Below are 13,160 nucleotides of genomic sequence, written 5' to 3' on the forward strand. Positions count from 1 at the left end.
ATCAACACCACGGAAACGACCACGAGATCGCGCTGCTGCACTGCGATGTCACCCGAGGGGTTCATCACGACGAAATTGCAGCCGCCAAGCAGGGCAACCAGCGGCAGCAAAAGGAGGATTCTCAGGCGGCTCAAGGTCTTACCCATTCGATAATGTCCGTTCGCGCGCACGGTTAGGCGCATTTGCTGCACGGCAACATTGGACAATTTGTCCAATGGTTCGGAACGGCGCTTCACGACAAATCGTCAACTGGCCGGCATGCACTTTTGCGCCGAATTCAGTATATGCAACCTACGATACAAATGGATTGAAGATATGGCGCAAGCGACATCGACGATGGAACAGGATGCGCGTCGCCTGAACGCGGACGACCACGGCAAGGTCAATCCCGGCGAGATCGCCATCGGGGTGATCATCGGGCGCACGTCGGAATTCTTCGACTTCTTCGTCTATGCGATCGCCTCGGTGCTGGTTTTCCCGAAGCTGGTCTTCCCAAACCACGATCCGCTCACCGGCACTCTCTATTCTTTTGCGATCTTTGCGCTGGCATTCATCGCGCGCCCGATCGGCACCATCATCTTCACCGAGATCGACCGTCGTCAGGGCAAGGGCGCCAAGCTGACCGTCGCGCTGTTCCTGCTTGGCGTCTCCACCGTCGCCATTGCCTTCCTGCCCGGTTACGAAACCGTCGGCGCCGCCTCGATCTGGCTGCTGGCAGCTGCGCGTGTCGGCCAAGGCCTGTCCTGGGGCGGCACCTGGGATGGCCTTGCTTCCCTGCTGGCGCTGAACGCACCGGAAGGCCGCAAGGGGTGGTACGCCATGATCCCGCAGCTCGGCGCGCCGATCGGCCTGATCGTCGCCTCCGCGCTGTTCGCCTTCTTCGTCGACACGCTGTCGGCTGAAGACTTCCTCGACTGGGGCTGGCGCTATCCGTTCTTCGTGGCTTTCGCCATCAATGTCGTCGCTCTGTTCGCGCGCCTCCGCATGGTGGTGACGCCGGGCTATACCGAACTGTTCGAGACGCGCGAGCTGGAACCGTCCTCGGTGCCGGAAACGCTGAACCAGCAGGGCCGCACCATCGTCGTCGGCGCTTTTGCTCCGCTCGCTTCTTTCGCCCTCTTCCACATGGTCACGGTGTTCCCGCTGTCCTGGGTGTTCCTGTTCACCCGTGAAACGCCCGGCCGCTTCCTCGTGATCGAATGCATCGGCGCCGTGGTCGGCATCATCGCGATGCTGTTCTCGGGCTATATCGCCGACAAGGTCGGCCGCCGTACCCTCCTCGCGGGCTCGGCGATCGCGATCGCGGTGTTCTCGGGCTTCGCTCCGCAGATGCTCGATGGCGGCCTCGCCGGCGAACTGGCCTTCATGATCCTCGGCTTCATCCTGCTCGGCCTGTCGCTCGGCCAGTCCTCGGGTTCGGTCGCATCCAGCTTCCGCAAGCGCTATCGCTATACGGGTTCGGCGCTCACCACCGACCTTGCCTGGTTGTTCGGTGCCGGTTTTGCCCCGCTGGCCGCACTGCTGATGTCGAGCCATTTCGGCCTGTCATCGTCGGGCATCTATCTGCTCTCGGGTGCGGTCTGCACGCTGCTGGCGATCTCGATCAATCGCCAGTTCGCCAGCCGCGACGCTGAAGCGGTTCAGCCGTAAGCACGGTAGAGCAAGCCAGATCACAAAAAGGGCCCGGCGATCTGCCGGGCCCTTTTTCGTTTGCGCGCACAATCGCTCAAGCGTTGGCGCCGCCATCCACCAGAAGGCCGGTGCCGGTGATCTGGCGCGCGGCAGGGCTTGCCAGGAAAGCAACCGCGGCCCCGATATCTTCGGGCTTGCCGTAATGGCCAAGTGCCGAGAGCGCGCGCTGCGCATCCGACGTCTCGCCCTGGGCCGGGTTCATGTCCGTATCGGTCGATCCCGGATGGACCAGATTGACGGTGATGCCGCGCGGGCCAAGCTCACGGGCCAGACCGCGGGTGAAGGATAGCAGCGCCGATTTCGACATCGAATAGACGGTAACGCCGGGAAACGGCACGCGCTCGGCGAGATTTGAGCCGATCGAGATGATGCGGCCACCCTGCCCCAGCAACGGAATGGCGGCCTGCGAGGCCAGCACCACCGAGCGCACATTCACGTCGAGAATCGCATCGATATCCGCCAGGCTCATCTCGGCCACCGGACCGCCGCGGGCGATGCCGGCATTATTGACGAGGATATCGAGCCCGCCGAGTTTCGTGGCCGCATCCCGCACCGAAGCCTTCACCGCTGCAGCGTCGGCGCTGTCGGCCTGGATCGCAAAACCACGCCGTCCCTTGGCTTCGATGGCCCGTACCACCTCGGCGGCGCGCTCGGCCGATTTCTCGTAAGTAATTGCAACATCAGCGCCTTTCTCTGCCAACGCCAGTGCAATCGCGGCTCCGATGCCGCGCGATGCGCCGGTGACGAGAGCACGTTTTCCAGTCAGTTCACTCATGGCCATCTCTTTCTGTGTTGAACGATACAGAAATCAACTAGGCGCGTTGCAGGCGACCGTCAAGGGATTATATATCGAACGATGCAGAATTCAGACAAAGCCTCCGTCGCCCCCAAGCCTGCCCGTGGCCGGCCGCGCGCCTTCGACCGCGATGCCGCCCTCTCCGCGGCGACCCGCCTGTTCTGGCAGAAGGGCTATGCTGCGACGTCGATCTCCGATCTGACGGAAGCCATGGGGATCGGCTCGCCGAGCCTCTATGCGGCCTTTGGCTCTAAGGAGGCGCTGTATGGCGAGGCGCTGCGCTATTACGGCGAGAATTACGAGGCCATGGTGTGGGGTGGCTTCAACGCCGCGCTGACAGGTCGTGCGGCAGTCGAAGCGTTGCTGATGGACTCGGCTGCGGCGCTGACGGGATCAAGCGGCCGCACCGAGCCGCTCGGCTGCATGGTCACGCTCTCTGCAGTTGGCAGCGAAGGCCACGCGGAGCTTGGCGAGATCGTGAAATCTGCGCGCGGTGTCGGGCTTGCTCGACTGAAGGAGCGACTTTCACGCGCAGTGCGTGAAGGTGAATTGACCGACGCTGCCGATATCGACGGTCTCGCCCGCTTCGCAATGGCGGTGCAGAACGGCATGTCGGTGATGGCGCGCGATGGTGCCAGCCGTGATGAACTGGAAGCCGTTGCCCGACATACGATGGCGGGATGGGACGATCGCACCAAAGCTTAATGCGATAGCGGCACATCATCCTGGTGCAGGATACGCTCGGCGGCGCCTTGCAGGTCGTCATATTGACCGGCTTTCAACGACCACAGGAAGGCCGCAAGGCCGCAGAGGCCGAGACCTATGGCGATCGGGATCAGATAGAAATAATCGGTCATTCGGCAGGCTCCATGCGCATCGCGATGGACTTTTGTGCGCCTATATCGCGCTTCTCATCGGATACGCGGCGCCCGCGAAGACGAAGCGCATTGGCGACCACCACGATGGAGGAACCTGACATCGCAATCGCCGCGACCAGCGGCGTGACATAGCCGAGCACGGCAATCGGCACGGCGATGAAATTGTAGCCCACAGCCAGCGCCAGATTCTGCCGGACCAGCTTTTGCGCCTCGCGCGACACAGCGATCGCCAGTGGCACCGCTTCCAGATTATCACGCAGGAACACGAGATCGGCCGCGTTACGCCCGACATCGGCAGCGGAGGCCGGCGCCATCGACGCATGCGCCGCCATCAGTGCCGGCGTGTCGTTGAGACCATCGCCGACCATCAGCACTTTCTTGCCGGCATTGCCGAGATCGGCGACATGCTCGGCCTTGCCGCCCGGCAGCACACCGGCGAAAGCAACGACACCGAGCGACCCAGCCAGCGCCCGCACGGGCGTTTCGCGATCACCGGAAACGACTTCAATGGCAAAGCCATCGCGCTTCAGCTCGGCGACACTGTCAGCAGCACCGGTGCGCAGGCTGTCCTCGAAGCGGAAATCGGCGAGGCGCTTGCCATCGCGCGACAGCACCACCGATGACGCTTTGATATCGGCGCCTGCCACACCGTCCAGCGCCCATTCGGGACGACCGAGCCTGATCACACTGCCACCCATATGCGCTTCCATGCCGCAACCCGGGATCTCGGCAATCGTATCGAAGGTGATTGGCGGCTGCGCACCCAGCGCAACTGAAGCCAAGGCGCGCGAAAACGGATGCCGTGAATGCGTGGCGATTGTGCCGGCCAAGGTCAGCATTGCCGGATCAAGCTTGTCGGCATCGACCAGACGCGGATTGCCCTGGGTAAGCGTACCGGTCTTGTCGAACACGATGGTATCGACCTCGGCGAGGCGCTCCAGCGCGCCGCCGTCCTTGATCATGATGCCGGCTTCAAACAGGCGCCGTGCAGCGACCACCTGCACCATCGGAACCGCGAGGCCCAGCGCGCAGGGACAGGTGATGATCAACACGGCCACTGCAATGGTGATGGCGTGATGCCAGTCGCCCTCGACAAACATCCAGCCGATCAGCGTCAACAGCGCGGTGAGATGGACGACAGGCGCATACAGCGAAGAGGCCCGATCGGCGATGCGGCGATAGGCGGAACGTCCCTGTTCGGCTGCCTCCATCATCCGCAGCATCTCGGCGAGGAAAGAGTCATTCGCGGCGGCGCTCGCCGTGATCGTCAACGGCCCTGTGAGATTGAGCGTGCCCGCGCGGAGTTCAGCGCCGGGCTGCGCCGGCTGCGGCACGCTTTCACCCGTCACCAGCGACACATCGAGTTCGGACAGGCCCTGCGTGACCATCGCATCCACTGGCACGCGTTCGCCGGCAGCGAGCAGGATGGTCATGCCCGGCTTGATTTCAGCGACGGGCAGATAGGTCTGCGAACCATCCGCCTGCTGCACCAGTGCGCCGCGCGCAGCGAGACGCGCAAGACCCTTCACAGCCATGCGCGCGCGTTCGCGCATCATGTGATCGAGGGTGCGACCGATCAGCAGGAAGAACAGCAGCGAGACCGATGCATCGAAATAGGCATGTGGACCATGGATCGCTGTTTCATAGAGGCTCATGCCGAAAGCCAGAGAGACGCCGAGCGAGATCGGCACATCCATATTGGTGCGGCCATGGCGGAGCGCCTGCCAGGCCGAGCGGAAGAAGACGCGGCCGGCATAAAGCAGTGTCGGCAGCGCAATCAGGGCGGAGAGGCCGTGAAACAGATCGCGTGTCGCCGGCTCTGCACCGGACCACACCGAGACCGAGAACAGCATGATATTGCTTGCGGCAAAGCCCGATACTGCGAGCGCGCGGATCAATTCGGAAAGCGTCGCATCCTTCGTCTCGCTGTCGACTTCGAACAGATGCGCGTCATAGCCGACATTGCGCAGCGTCTCGATGAAGGGCGGCGGCATGTCGATATCCGCGCGCCACTTGATGGTGACGCGCTTGGTGGAGAGATTGACGCGCGCCGAGTTGACGCCCTGGAGCCCGCCCAGCGCCTTCTCGACGGTGTGGATGCAGGCACCGCAGCGGACATCGGGCACGGAGAGATCGGTCTGCCGCAGATTGCCGGCGATCGGGCGGCTGGCGAGCAGGATTTCGCGCGGATCGGTTGCCGCCAGCATCGACAGTTCTGCGCCCGTGCCACAACAGCTCATCGGAAGCCTCGCTAACCCGCGCCGGGCACCTCAGCACCCGGCTTCATCGCCACATAGGCGTGCCATGTCCCGTGGCCGAGCACGGGGAACACGATGACCATAGCGAGCAGGCCGGTCATGACATTGATCAAGAACAAACCCAGCGCGATCGCCGCCCAGGTCAGCATGACCGGCAGATTGGCCCAGACCATCGCCATGCTGGTGCCCATGGCGGTGAGCGCATCGACCCGTTCATTGAGCAGCATAGGGATGGCGAACACACTGATGGCAAAGGAAAAAGCCGCGAACAGACCGCCCACGGCCGTGCCGGCGATCAGCATCGCCCAGCCCACGGGCGTGGTGAACAGCATGGCAGCGACGCCATCGAGGCCGGGGAACGGATTCACCCCGAAGAACAGCGCATAGATGATGACAGCGGCGCGGATCCAGACGAGCATCAGCGAACACAGCATCAGGCCCGCAAACAGCACCTGCCCGCCGGATTTCGGCCGCACCACGATCATCTGAACCAGCGACACCCGCTCGCCGGCGGCGATGCGACGGCTCTTCTCGTAAAGACCGATGGCGAGCAGCGGACCGACCACCATGAATCCTGCGAACACCGGGAACAGGATGTAGTCCCAACCGAAGGCGAACAGACCACCAACCAGAGCAAAGGAGACAACGAAGACCAGCAGCCCGTAGGCAATGCTTGCAAAGGGCTCGATCGTCAGATCCTGCCAGCCGGCCTTCAGCCATTCGAAGGCCAGCGAAGGCGCCATATGGCGATCCCGCGAGATGGCAGGCGGAAGCGGAGGAGAGACGGCAGGAAGATTCATCTTCGACCTCCTGAGGCGATCATGGTCGCGGTGTACATGACGATGATGCCGCGCTGAATTGGCCGGGTGCCGCAACTACGACGCCACGCTTGATGTGATCGATGCAATCGGGCTGCGACGAGAAGGCGACATAAACGAAATGCGCATTGGCAACTGCGATCAGCAGCAGCCCTGCGGCCACGGACAACCAGATCAGCGTTTTCGTTTTCAAGCGCTTCGCTGCCAGCTGCATCATCGCCCGGCACTCCGGAGATCGACGAGATAAAGCGCGAGAATCTTGCGATCAAGCAGCGGCAGCCTTGCCTCCCAACTCGGCATCTGCCCCTGCCGGCCACCCCAAACCGACGTGAACACCGTCTGGGCATCGCCACCATAGATCCAGGACAGATCACGGAGATTGGGCGCGCCGACATCGATGTTGCCAGTCGCATTGTCACCATGACAGGCAACGCAATTCTCGGTGAAAACAACCTGGCCGCGCGTGAGCTTGTCGGGCGCGATGGACTTCGCAAGTGACGGCATCGACAGACTGCGCACGTAATCGACAACGTCATCGATCTTGTCGCGCGTCAGCATGCCATCGCGGCCGAATGCCGGCATCTGCGATACCCGCGTATCCGGGTGCGATGCGTTAATTCCGACGCGAATGGTCTCCGCGATCGCGTCGGGGGTCCCGCCCCACAGAAACGCCTGCGACACCAGCGACGGGAAGCCGTGCCCGCCCGTCGCTGCACGCCCATGGCAGGCAGCGCAATTGTCGCCGAACAATGTCGCGCCGGTCTGCCTGACAATGTTCATCAGGCGCTTGTCGTGCTGGATCGTATCATAGCTCTCCGTCTCGATCAGCTTCGCCCATTTGGCACGATCGGCAGCAGCTTCTTTTACTTGCGCCGTGACGATGTCGCGTTGATCAAGGCCAAGCAGGCCGCGCGTATAGGTGACGCCGAGCGGCCAGGCAGGCATCAGGACCCAGTACACCACCGAATAGAGGAACGTGGCCCACAGGAAGAAGTACACCGCCCGCGGCACCGGCGTGTTGAGCTCCTTGATGCCGTTCCATTCATGGCCGGTGGTGAGATAGCCGGAGACAGGGTCGCGTTCTTCTACGGCCATGGCTCGCCCCGATATGGCTTATCCTCGGCAGAAGGATCGATGATCGACTGTGCGGCGGCGTCGAACGGCTTCTTGTTGTTCGGCCAGTACGCATAGACCAACACGCCGATCGACATGGCGACGAGGTAGAACAGACCGAAGGACTTTGCGAACCAGACGGTGGTTTCGTGCTCCATTGTCACTCTCCCGCCCTGGCCGTGGTGGTCTTGTGCGCGGCATCGGTGAGTTTGCCGAGGATTTGCAGGTAAGCGACCAGCGCATCCATCTCGGTGGGCTCGCCGGGCACGCCGTCGAAGGCCCGGACATTGGTGGCAGCGCCGTAGCGCTTGGCGACGCCTTCTGCGTAGGACGTGTCCGGCGTGGTCTGGCCATAGGCATCGGTGGAAGCGTTGGCGATCATCTCGTCGGTATAAGGCACGCCCACCTTGCGCATGGCAGCGAGATGCAGGCCGAGATCGTCGGTCCGCAGCTTGGCGCGCGTGAGATAGGCGTAAGGCGGCATCACCGATTCCGGCACCACATAGCGCGGATTGATCAGATGCTTGACGTGCCAGTCGTCGCTATACTTTCCGCCGAGGCGCGCCAGATCGGGTCCGGTGCGCTTCGAGCCCCACAGCATCGGATGGTCATATTTCGATTCCACCGCGAGCGAATAGGGCCCGTAGCGCTCGACTTCGTCGCGCAGCGTGCGGATCATCTGCGAATGGCAGGCATAGCAGCCTTCGCGGATATAGATGTTGCGGCCGGCGAGTTCGAGCGGCGTGTAGACCCGCATGTCAGGCGCATCTTCCACCGTCTGATGGATGGTGAAGAGCGGCGCGATCTCGACGATGCCGCCGATCGAGGCGGCAAAGATGATGCCGATCGCCAGCGTCATGGTCTTGCGTTCAATCCTGTAATGCAGCCCCAAGAAACTCAGATTTGGGAAGCCCATCGCTATTCTCCCGGCTGCAGAGCTGGAGCCGCCGGCTGCGGCAATGGCCGGTCGGTCGCGCGGGCATCTGCCGGCTGATCCTCGGTGCGGATCGTCATCCAGACATTGTAGAGGCCGACCACAGCACCGGAGAGGAAGAACAGGCCACCGATCGCACGGGCGACGTAATAAGGCTTCATCGCAACGACAGTCTCGATGAAAGAGTAAGACAGCGTGCCGCTGCTGTTATAGGTGCGCCACATCAGGCCCTGGATGATGCCTGAATTCCACATGGCGAAGACGTAAGTGAAGAGACCGGCGACGGCGAGCCAGAAGTGCCACTCGACAAGGCGCGGCGAATACATCCGCTCGCGCTTCCACAGCCAGGGCACCACAGCATAGATCGAACCGAAGGTGATCATCGCCACCCAGCCGAGCGCGCCGGCATGGACATGGCCGACAGTCCAGTCGGTGTAATGCGAGAGTGAGTTTACCGAGCGAATCGCCATGAACGATCCCTCGAACGTGGTGACGCCATAAAACACCGCAGCCACCATCATGAAGCGCAGCGTGGCATCGTCGCGCACCTTGTGCCACGCTCCGTTCAGCGTGAGCAGCGCATTCGCCGCCGAGCCCCAGGACGGGATCAGCAGCATCAGCGAGAAGGTCATGCCGAGGGTCTGCACCCATTGCGGCAGTGCCGTGTAATGCAGGTGATGCGAGCCCACCCACATATACATGAAGGTAATGCCCCAGAACGAGATGATCGACATCCGGTAGGAATAGATCGGCCGCCCTGCCCGCACCGGCAGGAAGTAATACATCATGCCGAGAAAGCCGGAAGTGAGGAAGAAGGCGACGGCGTTGTGGCCGTACCACCACTCCGTCATCGCATCCTGCACGCCGGCGAAGGCCGAATAGCTCTTGGCATGGCCGAGCGATACCGGCATCGCCAGATTGTTGACGGTGTGCAGGATCGCCACCACCAGGATGAACGCCATGTAGTACCAGTTGGCGACGTAGATATGCGGCTCCTTCCGCCGCGCCAGCGTCCGCATGTAGATGATGAAATAGACAACCCAGACGATCTCCAGCACGAGATCGGCGTACCATTCCGGCTCGGCATATTCCTTGGACTGGGTGACGCCCATCAGATAGCCGGTGGCGGCAAGGACGCAGAACAGGTTGTAGCCCATCAGCACGAACCACGGACTGAGCTGATCCGGCAGGCGTGCGCGCGAGGTTCGCTGCAACACATAGAGCGAGGTGCCGATCAGGGCATTGCCACCGAAGCCGAAGATGACGCCGCTGGTGTGCACCGGGCGGAGACGGCCAAAGCTCGCCCACCCGGCGTCGAAAGTCATATCGGGAAAGACGAGCTGCCACGCGACCACATCGCCGACCAACATGCCGACCACGGCCCAGATCATCGCAAGGACGAGCGCGACCTTGGTGGGATCGTCGTAATAGAGCGCAAACCGGGCGTCGTCTGGCTCGGGTTCGTAATATGCGTTGATGATGGCGAAGATGCCGCCGATGGCTGCGAGCATGATGATCGCGCCGTGGACGCCCAGCGGATCCTTGCTGCCGGCGATCGCCATTGCGAGTCCGCAGATCAACACCGCGAGCAACAGCAGGAGTGCGAGCTGGCGCTCCGACCTCGTCAACTGAGCGATCATCCGAACTCCCCTGCCTTTTCGTGACAGCACGCGCACACGCCGGCTGCCGCGTCCTTTCACCTCCACGACTAGCGTGCGAGGCGAGCGCCCCGATTGCTCCAGAGCAAGCCCGGAGCGGATTTAGATCAATGCGGAGCACACTTTTTGATAGTCGTCATACAAAATTACAACCTTGGCAGCATGACTTTTCCGCCGGGCGGCGAAGACCGACGGTCAGTGCTTGTCAGTCCTTGAGGTCGTAACGGTAGGACTTGGACACGATCTGCCAGCCATCAGCGAGCTTCATCGCGACCAGATAGTCCGTGAAGTAACGCGGTGGCAGCTGGCAGCGCACCTTGATGAAGGCGGTTTTCTCGTCGGAGCGATCGACCGTGACGATGAAATCCTCGCGCGCCTTGCCATCGGCTTTGCCGGAGGTACGGCTGCGGACCATGCTCAGCCAGTCCGGCGTGGTCAGCACCTTGAGTTCGCCATTCTCGACCCAGCGCAGATCGGCGCTTGGATGGAAGATCGCGCCGAGCTTGTCGGCGTCGGCCTCATAGAGGCCATCGAAATAATGCTGGATCACGGCTTCGACAGTCGAACGATCATAGGCCATGGCATTCCCCCGCGGACAATCTGCTGATCAGTACTATGACACGAAAATCGTGACCGGCATACTATACCGGTGCATAGGTCGGTCAGGCATTTTGCCTAAGACAATTTGTCCAAGCTCCACAGCGACAAAGCGGGTGCACAATTTCCGGATCGAGCAGGTCGCGAGCCTTTTCCCATGATCTCCGCCGTTCAGCCAGCCGGCGATACACTTGGCATTCTTGCCGGCGCGCAGTTCTCCGATGCGTTCGCCATCACGACCCATGCGACCGCACTGACGGCGCGTGAGGCCACGGAGCGCATGGTCGGCCGTTCGCCGCGCTGGGTCGAGATATTGATGCGCCTGCGCGACATGATCGTCGCGCCACTCGGCCTGAAGACCGCGACGGCAGCTCGCGATGCAGACGTGGACAAAGTCGGCTTCTTCCCGGTCCTCAGCGAAACGCCGCAGCGCATGGTGCTTGGATTCAATGACAGCCATCTCGATTTTCGCGTCGTGATCGATGTTGCGCCGGTCGATACGGACCAGCGGGTCACCGCAACTACCATCGTACTGATGCATAACTGGGTCGGTTGGACCTACATTACGATCATCAAGCCATTCCACCGTATGGTGGTGCGTTCCATGCTGAAACAGATGCAGCATACCGCCTGAACCGGCGATGTGACGCAGCACGGATGGGAACGGCCGGACTGCCTTTCCGTTAAATGCGCATGACTTTTTCAGAGTTCGATTTACAGCGTGACGAAACTGTTCACCTCTCTCTCGCCCGCGCATTCGACGCCGCCTGGGAGCCATTCCTCGCGCATGAAGGCGATACCGTCGATACGGACGACAATCGCCGCCGTCTGGCGGCGCGCATCGTGGCACTGGCACGATCGGGGCAGACGGATGAGGACGAACTCGGTGAGGCCGGCCTGACCTATATGCGCGTGCTCACCGAAGCATCACGACTATCCGAACGCATCCGCGAAATGCCGTCACCCGATCTGGTCCCGCAGGATGCGGACCACCAGCAGTTCGGCAATGATGCCGTGGAGGCCATGTCATCGGCGCTCGATCTGTGTATCGAGGAGCTGCCGCTTTCCATTCCTGCCGACGCGGTTCAGGTGCTGTCCAGCAGCATCGTCGATGAGGCCGCGCGCGGCGAGCGTGATCCGGAACGGCTGCACTTCCACGCGATGGCGACGCTCATGTCACGTCAATAACCTTCTTGCCGCGCATGGGCGGATCCACATCCGCCCATTCCGAGACGCAGCGTTCGAGGTCCCTCAGGTTCTGCCGCATTTGCTTGAGTGAAAAACCGATGGCGAAGAAGCGTTCGGCCATATCACCGGGCAGGCCGCGCGTCAGGCCCTCCTGGCGGAGTTTCGCGACCTCCTCTCCGTAGAGCTTCAACGCGGTCTGTACCGGATAGATCGCCGGGGCACCGGCGCCACTCCGTAATGCAACGGCGGTGGAGTGCAGGAAATTCGCCATGGCCTCGCTCACCCGTGCCAATGGTCCGGCAAGCCTGATCTGCAGCGGAGACGGCAACGGCACCACCGTCGAGCGGCCGATCATCACCAGATCATGGCGCAAACGCAGCGTCGTGCGCAGCAATGGCCCGGTATCCGGCCCCTTGGAGAGATGCGCCGCGCGTTCGCGCTCCGCTTCGGCGCCGATCGCCTGCAGGCTGGTGATCGCATGTCCGATGCCATCCTGCAGCCGATGCAAGGTTTCATTATCGCGGCCGCGTGTCAGAGCGGCCAGAAGCTCGGTGAGCGCCGTCGCGATCAAGTCAAGCGCCTGCGCCGCATTGGCCCGGACCTGACTATGCGCGCGGGACGGCAGCACGATGAAGGACACCATCAGGCCGGTGATCGCACCGACCGTGACTTCGAGCACGCGATCGATGGCCGATTCCAGAGGCGTGTTGTGGTTCATCAGCGGCAACAGCAGCACGATGATGGCTGTCACCGGCGCGACATTGAGGCTGGGATTGATCGCCGCGATGAAAGCGAGTGGCAGCACCGCGAGCACCAGGACCAAGAGCAACATACCCTCGTTGGAATGCGGGATCAGGATCGCCACCGCGCCGCCATAGAGCGCGCCGCCGATGGTGCCGATCAGATAGTCGCGCGTCGCCTTGAGCGAGCGGCCGACACTCATCTGGGTGACGATGATGGAAGTCAGCACCGCCCAGAGCGGCAGCTTCAGACCGACGGTCAGTGCGATGACGAGTGCACTGAGAGCCGCCGCCGTCACCCGGATGCCGAGGCCAAGCTCGATCGTATGGGCGCGAAAATAGCCATAGACGCGCTTCAAGGCTCCGAACATTTTCCGAACTACGGACATGTGACGATCAATCCCCGAAACAGACATAACGGCCGGCCCGCATGGCAGATCCCCGCGCCGCCATGCCGGCTTGAAACGCCGAAACAGCCCGCATAGAGC

At 62.2% G+C, this 13,160-nt stretch carries 15 protein-coding genes and 1 pseudogene; 4 read left to right on the top strand and 12 right to left on the bottom strand.

Annotation, left to right across the window (positions count from 1 at the left end; genetic code table 11):
- Positions 1–182: pseudogene (locus tag ACIQ17_RS08130) on the bottom strand (hypothetical protein); the annotation flags it as partial.
- Positions 183–315: 133 nt separating this feature from the next.
- Here ACIQ17_RS08130 and ACIQ17_RS08135 point away from each other — a divergent pair.
- Positions 316–1,650: an MFS transporter gene (locus ACIQ17_RS08135; protein WP_398467253.1), complete on the top strand. Its 1,335-nt coding sequence runs from the start codon at positions 316–318 to the stop codon at positions 1,648–1,650.
- 76 nt (positions 1,651–1,726) lie between these two features.
- Here ACIQ17_RS08135 and ACIQ17_RS08140 read toward each other — a convergent pair whose 3' ends face one another.
- Positions 1,727–2,467, bottom strand: coding sequence for an SDR family oxidoreductase (locus ACIQ17_RS08140; RefSeq protein WP_398467255.1), 741 nt, complete (start codon positions 2,465–2,467; stop codon positions 1,727–1,729).
- Positions 2,468–2,548: 81 nt separating this feature from the next.
- On the opposite strand from ACIQ17_RS08140, the gene ACIQ17_RS08145 reads away from it, so the two are divergent.
- Positions 2,549–3,193 (top strand): TetR/AcrR family transcriptional regulator, encoded by a 645-nt coding sequence (locus ACIQ17_RS08145; protein WP_398467257.1) that lies wholly within the window; start codon positions 2,549–2,551, stop codon positions 3,191–3,193.
- Here the strand turns inward: ACIQ17_RS08145 and ccoS are convergent.
- From ccoS to ACIQ17_RS08190, 9 genes are all read right to left on the bottom strand, one after another.
- On the bottom strand, positions 3,190–3,345 hold the full coding sequence (ccoS, locus tag ACIQ17_RS08150; RefSeq protein ID WP_398467259.1) for a cbb3-type cytochrome oxidase assembly protein CcoS: 156 nt from the start codon (positions 3,343–3,345) through the stop codon (positions 3,190–3,192). The genes ACIQ17_RS08145 and ccoS overlap by 4 nt on opposite strands.
- A complete protein-coding gene (locus tag ACIQ17_RS08155; RefSeq protein WP_398467261.1) occupies positions 3,342–5,606 on the bottom strand; it encodes a cation-translocating P-type ATPase in 2,265 nt (754 codons plus the stop codon). The genes ccoS and ACIQ17_RS08155 overlap by 4 nt, the downstream gene beginning before the upstream one ends.
- Positions 5,607–5,617: 11 nt before the next feature.
- Entirely contained in the window at positions 5,618–6,367 is a 750-nt protein-coding gene (locus ACIQ17_RS08160) for a DUF2189 domain-containing protein (protein WP_398467263.1), read from the bottom strand.
- A gap of 76 nt (positions 6,368–6,443) precedes the next feature.
- Positions 6,444–6,659 carry a hypothetical protein gene (locus ACIQ17_RS08165; RefSeq protein ID WP_398467265.1) on the bottom strand — a complete coding sequence of 72 codons (216 nt, stop codon included), beginning with the start codon at positions 6,657–6,659 and terminating at the stop codon, positions 6,444–6,446.
- Positions 6,656–7,537 (bottom strand): cytochrome-c oxidase, cbb3-type subunit III, encoded by an 882-nt coding sequence (gene ccoP, locus ACIQ17_RS08170; protein WP_398467267.1) that lies wholly within the window; start codon positions 7,535–7,537, stop codon positions 6,656–6,658. Before ccoP ends, ACIQ17_RS08165 begins: the two co-directional genes overlap by 4 nt.
- Positions 7,528–7,713 (bottom strand): cbb3-type cytochrome c oxidase subunit 3, encoded by a 186-nt coding sequence (locus ACIQ17_RS08175; protein WP_398467269.1) that lies wholly within the window; start codon positions 7,711–7,713, stop codon positions 7,528–7,530. The genes ccoP and ACIQ17_RS08175 overlap by 10 nt, the downstream gene beginning before the upstream one ends.
- A 2-nt stretch (positions 7,714–7,715) precedes the next feature.
- Positions 7,716–8,471 carry a cytochrome-c oxidase, cbb3-type subunit II gene (ccoO, locus tag ACIQ17_RS08180; protein ID WP_398467271.1) on the bottom strand — a complete coding sequence of 252 codons (756 nt, stop codon included), beginning with the start codon at positions 8,469–8,471 and terminating at the stop codon, positions 7,716–7,718.
- 2 nt (positions 8,472–8,473) lie between these two features.
- A complete protein-coding gene (gene ccoN / locus ACIQ17_RS08185; RefSeq protein ID WP_398467273.1) occupies positions 8,474–10,129 on the bottom strand; it encodes a cytochrome-c oxidase, cbb3-type subunit I in 1,656 nt (551 codons plus the stop codon).
- 223 nt (positions 10,130–10,352) lie between these two features.
- Positions 10,353–10,727 (bottom strand): nuclear transport factor 2 family protein, encoded by a 375-nt coding sequence (locus tag ACIQ17_RS08190; protein ID WP_398467275.1) that lies wholly within the window; start codon positions 10,725–10,727, stop codon positions 10,353–10,355.
- Positions 10,728–10,901: 174 nt separating this feature from the next.
- Here ACIQ17_RS08190 and ACIQ17_RS08195 point away from each other — a divergent pair, with 174 nt between their 5' ends.
- Positions 10,902–11,378 (top strand): DUF2867 domain-containing protein, encoded by a 477-nt coding sequence (locus tag ACIQ17_RS08195; RefSeq protein WP_398467277.1) that lies wholly within the window; start codon positions 10,902–10,904, stop codon positions 11,376–11,378.
- A 59-nt stretch (positions 11,379–11,437) separates the two neighbouring features.
- Entirely contained in the window at positions 11,438–11,932 is a 495-nt protein-coding gene (locus ACIQ17_RS08200) for a hypothetical protein (RefSeq protein ID WP_398467279.1), read from the top strand.
- On the opposite strand, the gene ACIQ17_RS08205 is transcribed toward ACIQ17_RS08200, so the two are convergent.
- Positions 11,916–13,043: an FUSC family protein gene (locus ACIQ17_RS08205; protein ID WP_398467321.1), complete on the bottom strand. Its 1,128-nt coding sequence runs from the start codon at positions 13,041–13,043 to the stop codon at positions 11,916–11,918. The genes ACIQ17_RS08200 and ACIQ17_RS08205 overlap by 17 nt on opposite strands.
- Between the last annotated feature and the right edge of the window lie 117 nt (positions 13,044–13,160).

This window comes from Tardiphaga sp. (genome assembly GCF_044340795.1).
GTDB lineage: Bacteria > Pseudomonadota > Alphaproteobacteria > Rhizobiales > Xanthobacteraceae > Tardiphaga.

Bases quoted from the DNA above. Each gene is read 5' to 3' on its own strand.
- ACIQ17_RS08190 (WP_398467275.1), bottom strand. From the start codon at position 10,727: ATGGCCTATGATCGTTCGACTGTCGAAGCCGTGATCCAGCATTATTTC.
- ACIQ17_RS08160 (WP_398467263.1), bottom strand. From the start codon at position 6,367: ATGGCGCCTTCGCTGGCCTTCGAATGGCTGAAGGCCGGCTGGCAGGAT.
- ACIQ17_RS08165 (WP_398467265.1), bottom strand. From the start codon at position 6,659: ATGATGCAGCTGGCAGCGAAGCGCTTGAAAACGAAAACGCTGATCTGG.
- ACIQ17_RS08135 (WP_398467253.1), top strand. From the start codon at position 316: ATGGCGCAAGCGACATCGACGATGGAACAGGATGCGCGTCGCCTGAAC.
- ACIQ17_RS08195 (WP_398467277.1), top strand. From the start codon at position 10,902: ATGATCTCCGCCGTTCAGCCAGCCGGCGATACACTTGGCATTCTTGCC.
- ccoN (WP_398467273.1), bottom strand. From the start codon at position 10,129: ATGATCGCTCAGTTGACGAGGTCGGAGCGCCAGCTCGCACTCCTGCTG.
- ACIQ17_RS08205 (WP_398467321.1), bottom strand. From the start codon at position 13,043: ATGTTCGGAGCCTTGAAGCGCGTCTATGGCTATTTTCGCGCCCATACG.
- ACIQ17_RS08145 (WP_398467257.1), top strand. From the start codon at position 2,549: ATGCAGAATTCAGACAAAGCCTCCGTCGCCCCCAAGCCTGCCCGTGGC.
- ACIQ17_RS08200 (WP_398467279.1), top strand. From the start codon at position 11,438: ATGACTTTTTCAGAGTTCGATTTACAGCGTGACGAAACTGTTCACCTC.
- ccoO (WP_398467271.1), bottom strand. From the start codon at position 8,471: ATGGGCTTCCCAAATCTGAGTTTCTTGGGGCTGCATTACAGGATTGAA.
- ACIQ17_RS08155 (WP_398467261.1), bottom strand. From the start codon at position 5,606: ATGAGCTGTTGTGGCACGGGCGCAGAACTGTCGATGCTGGCGGCAACC.
- ACIQ17_RS08175 (WP_398467269.1), bottom strand. From the start codon at position 7,713: ATGGAGCACGAAACCACCGTCTGGTTCGCAAAGTCCTTCGGTCTGTTC.
- ACIQ17_RS08140 (WP_398467255.1), bottom strand. From the start codon at position 2,467: ATGAGTGAACTGACTGGAAAACGTGCTCTCGTCACCGGCGCATCGCGC.
- ccoS (WP_398467259.1), bottom strand. From the start codon at position 3,345: ATGACCGATTATTTCTATCTGATCCCGATCGCCATAGGTCTCGGCCTC.
- ccoP (WP_398467267.1), bottom strand. From the start codon at position 7,537: ATGGCCGTAGAAGAACGCGACCCTGTCTCCGGCTATCTCACCACCGGC.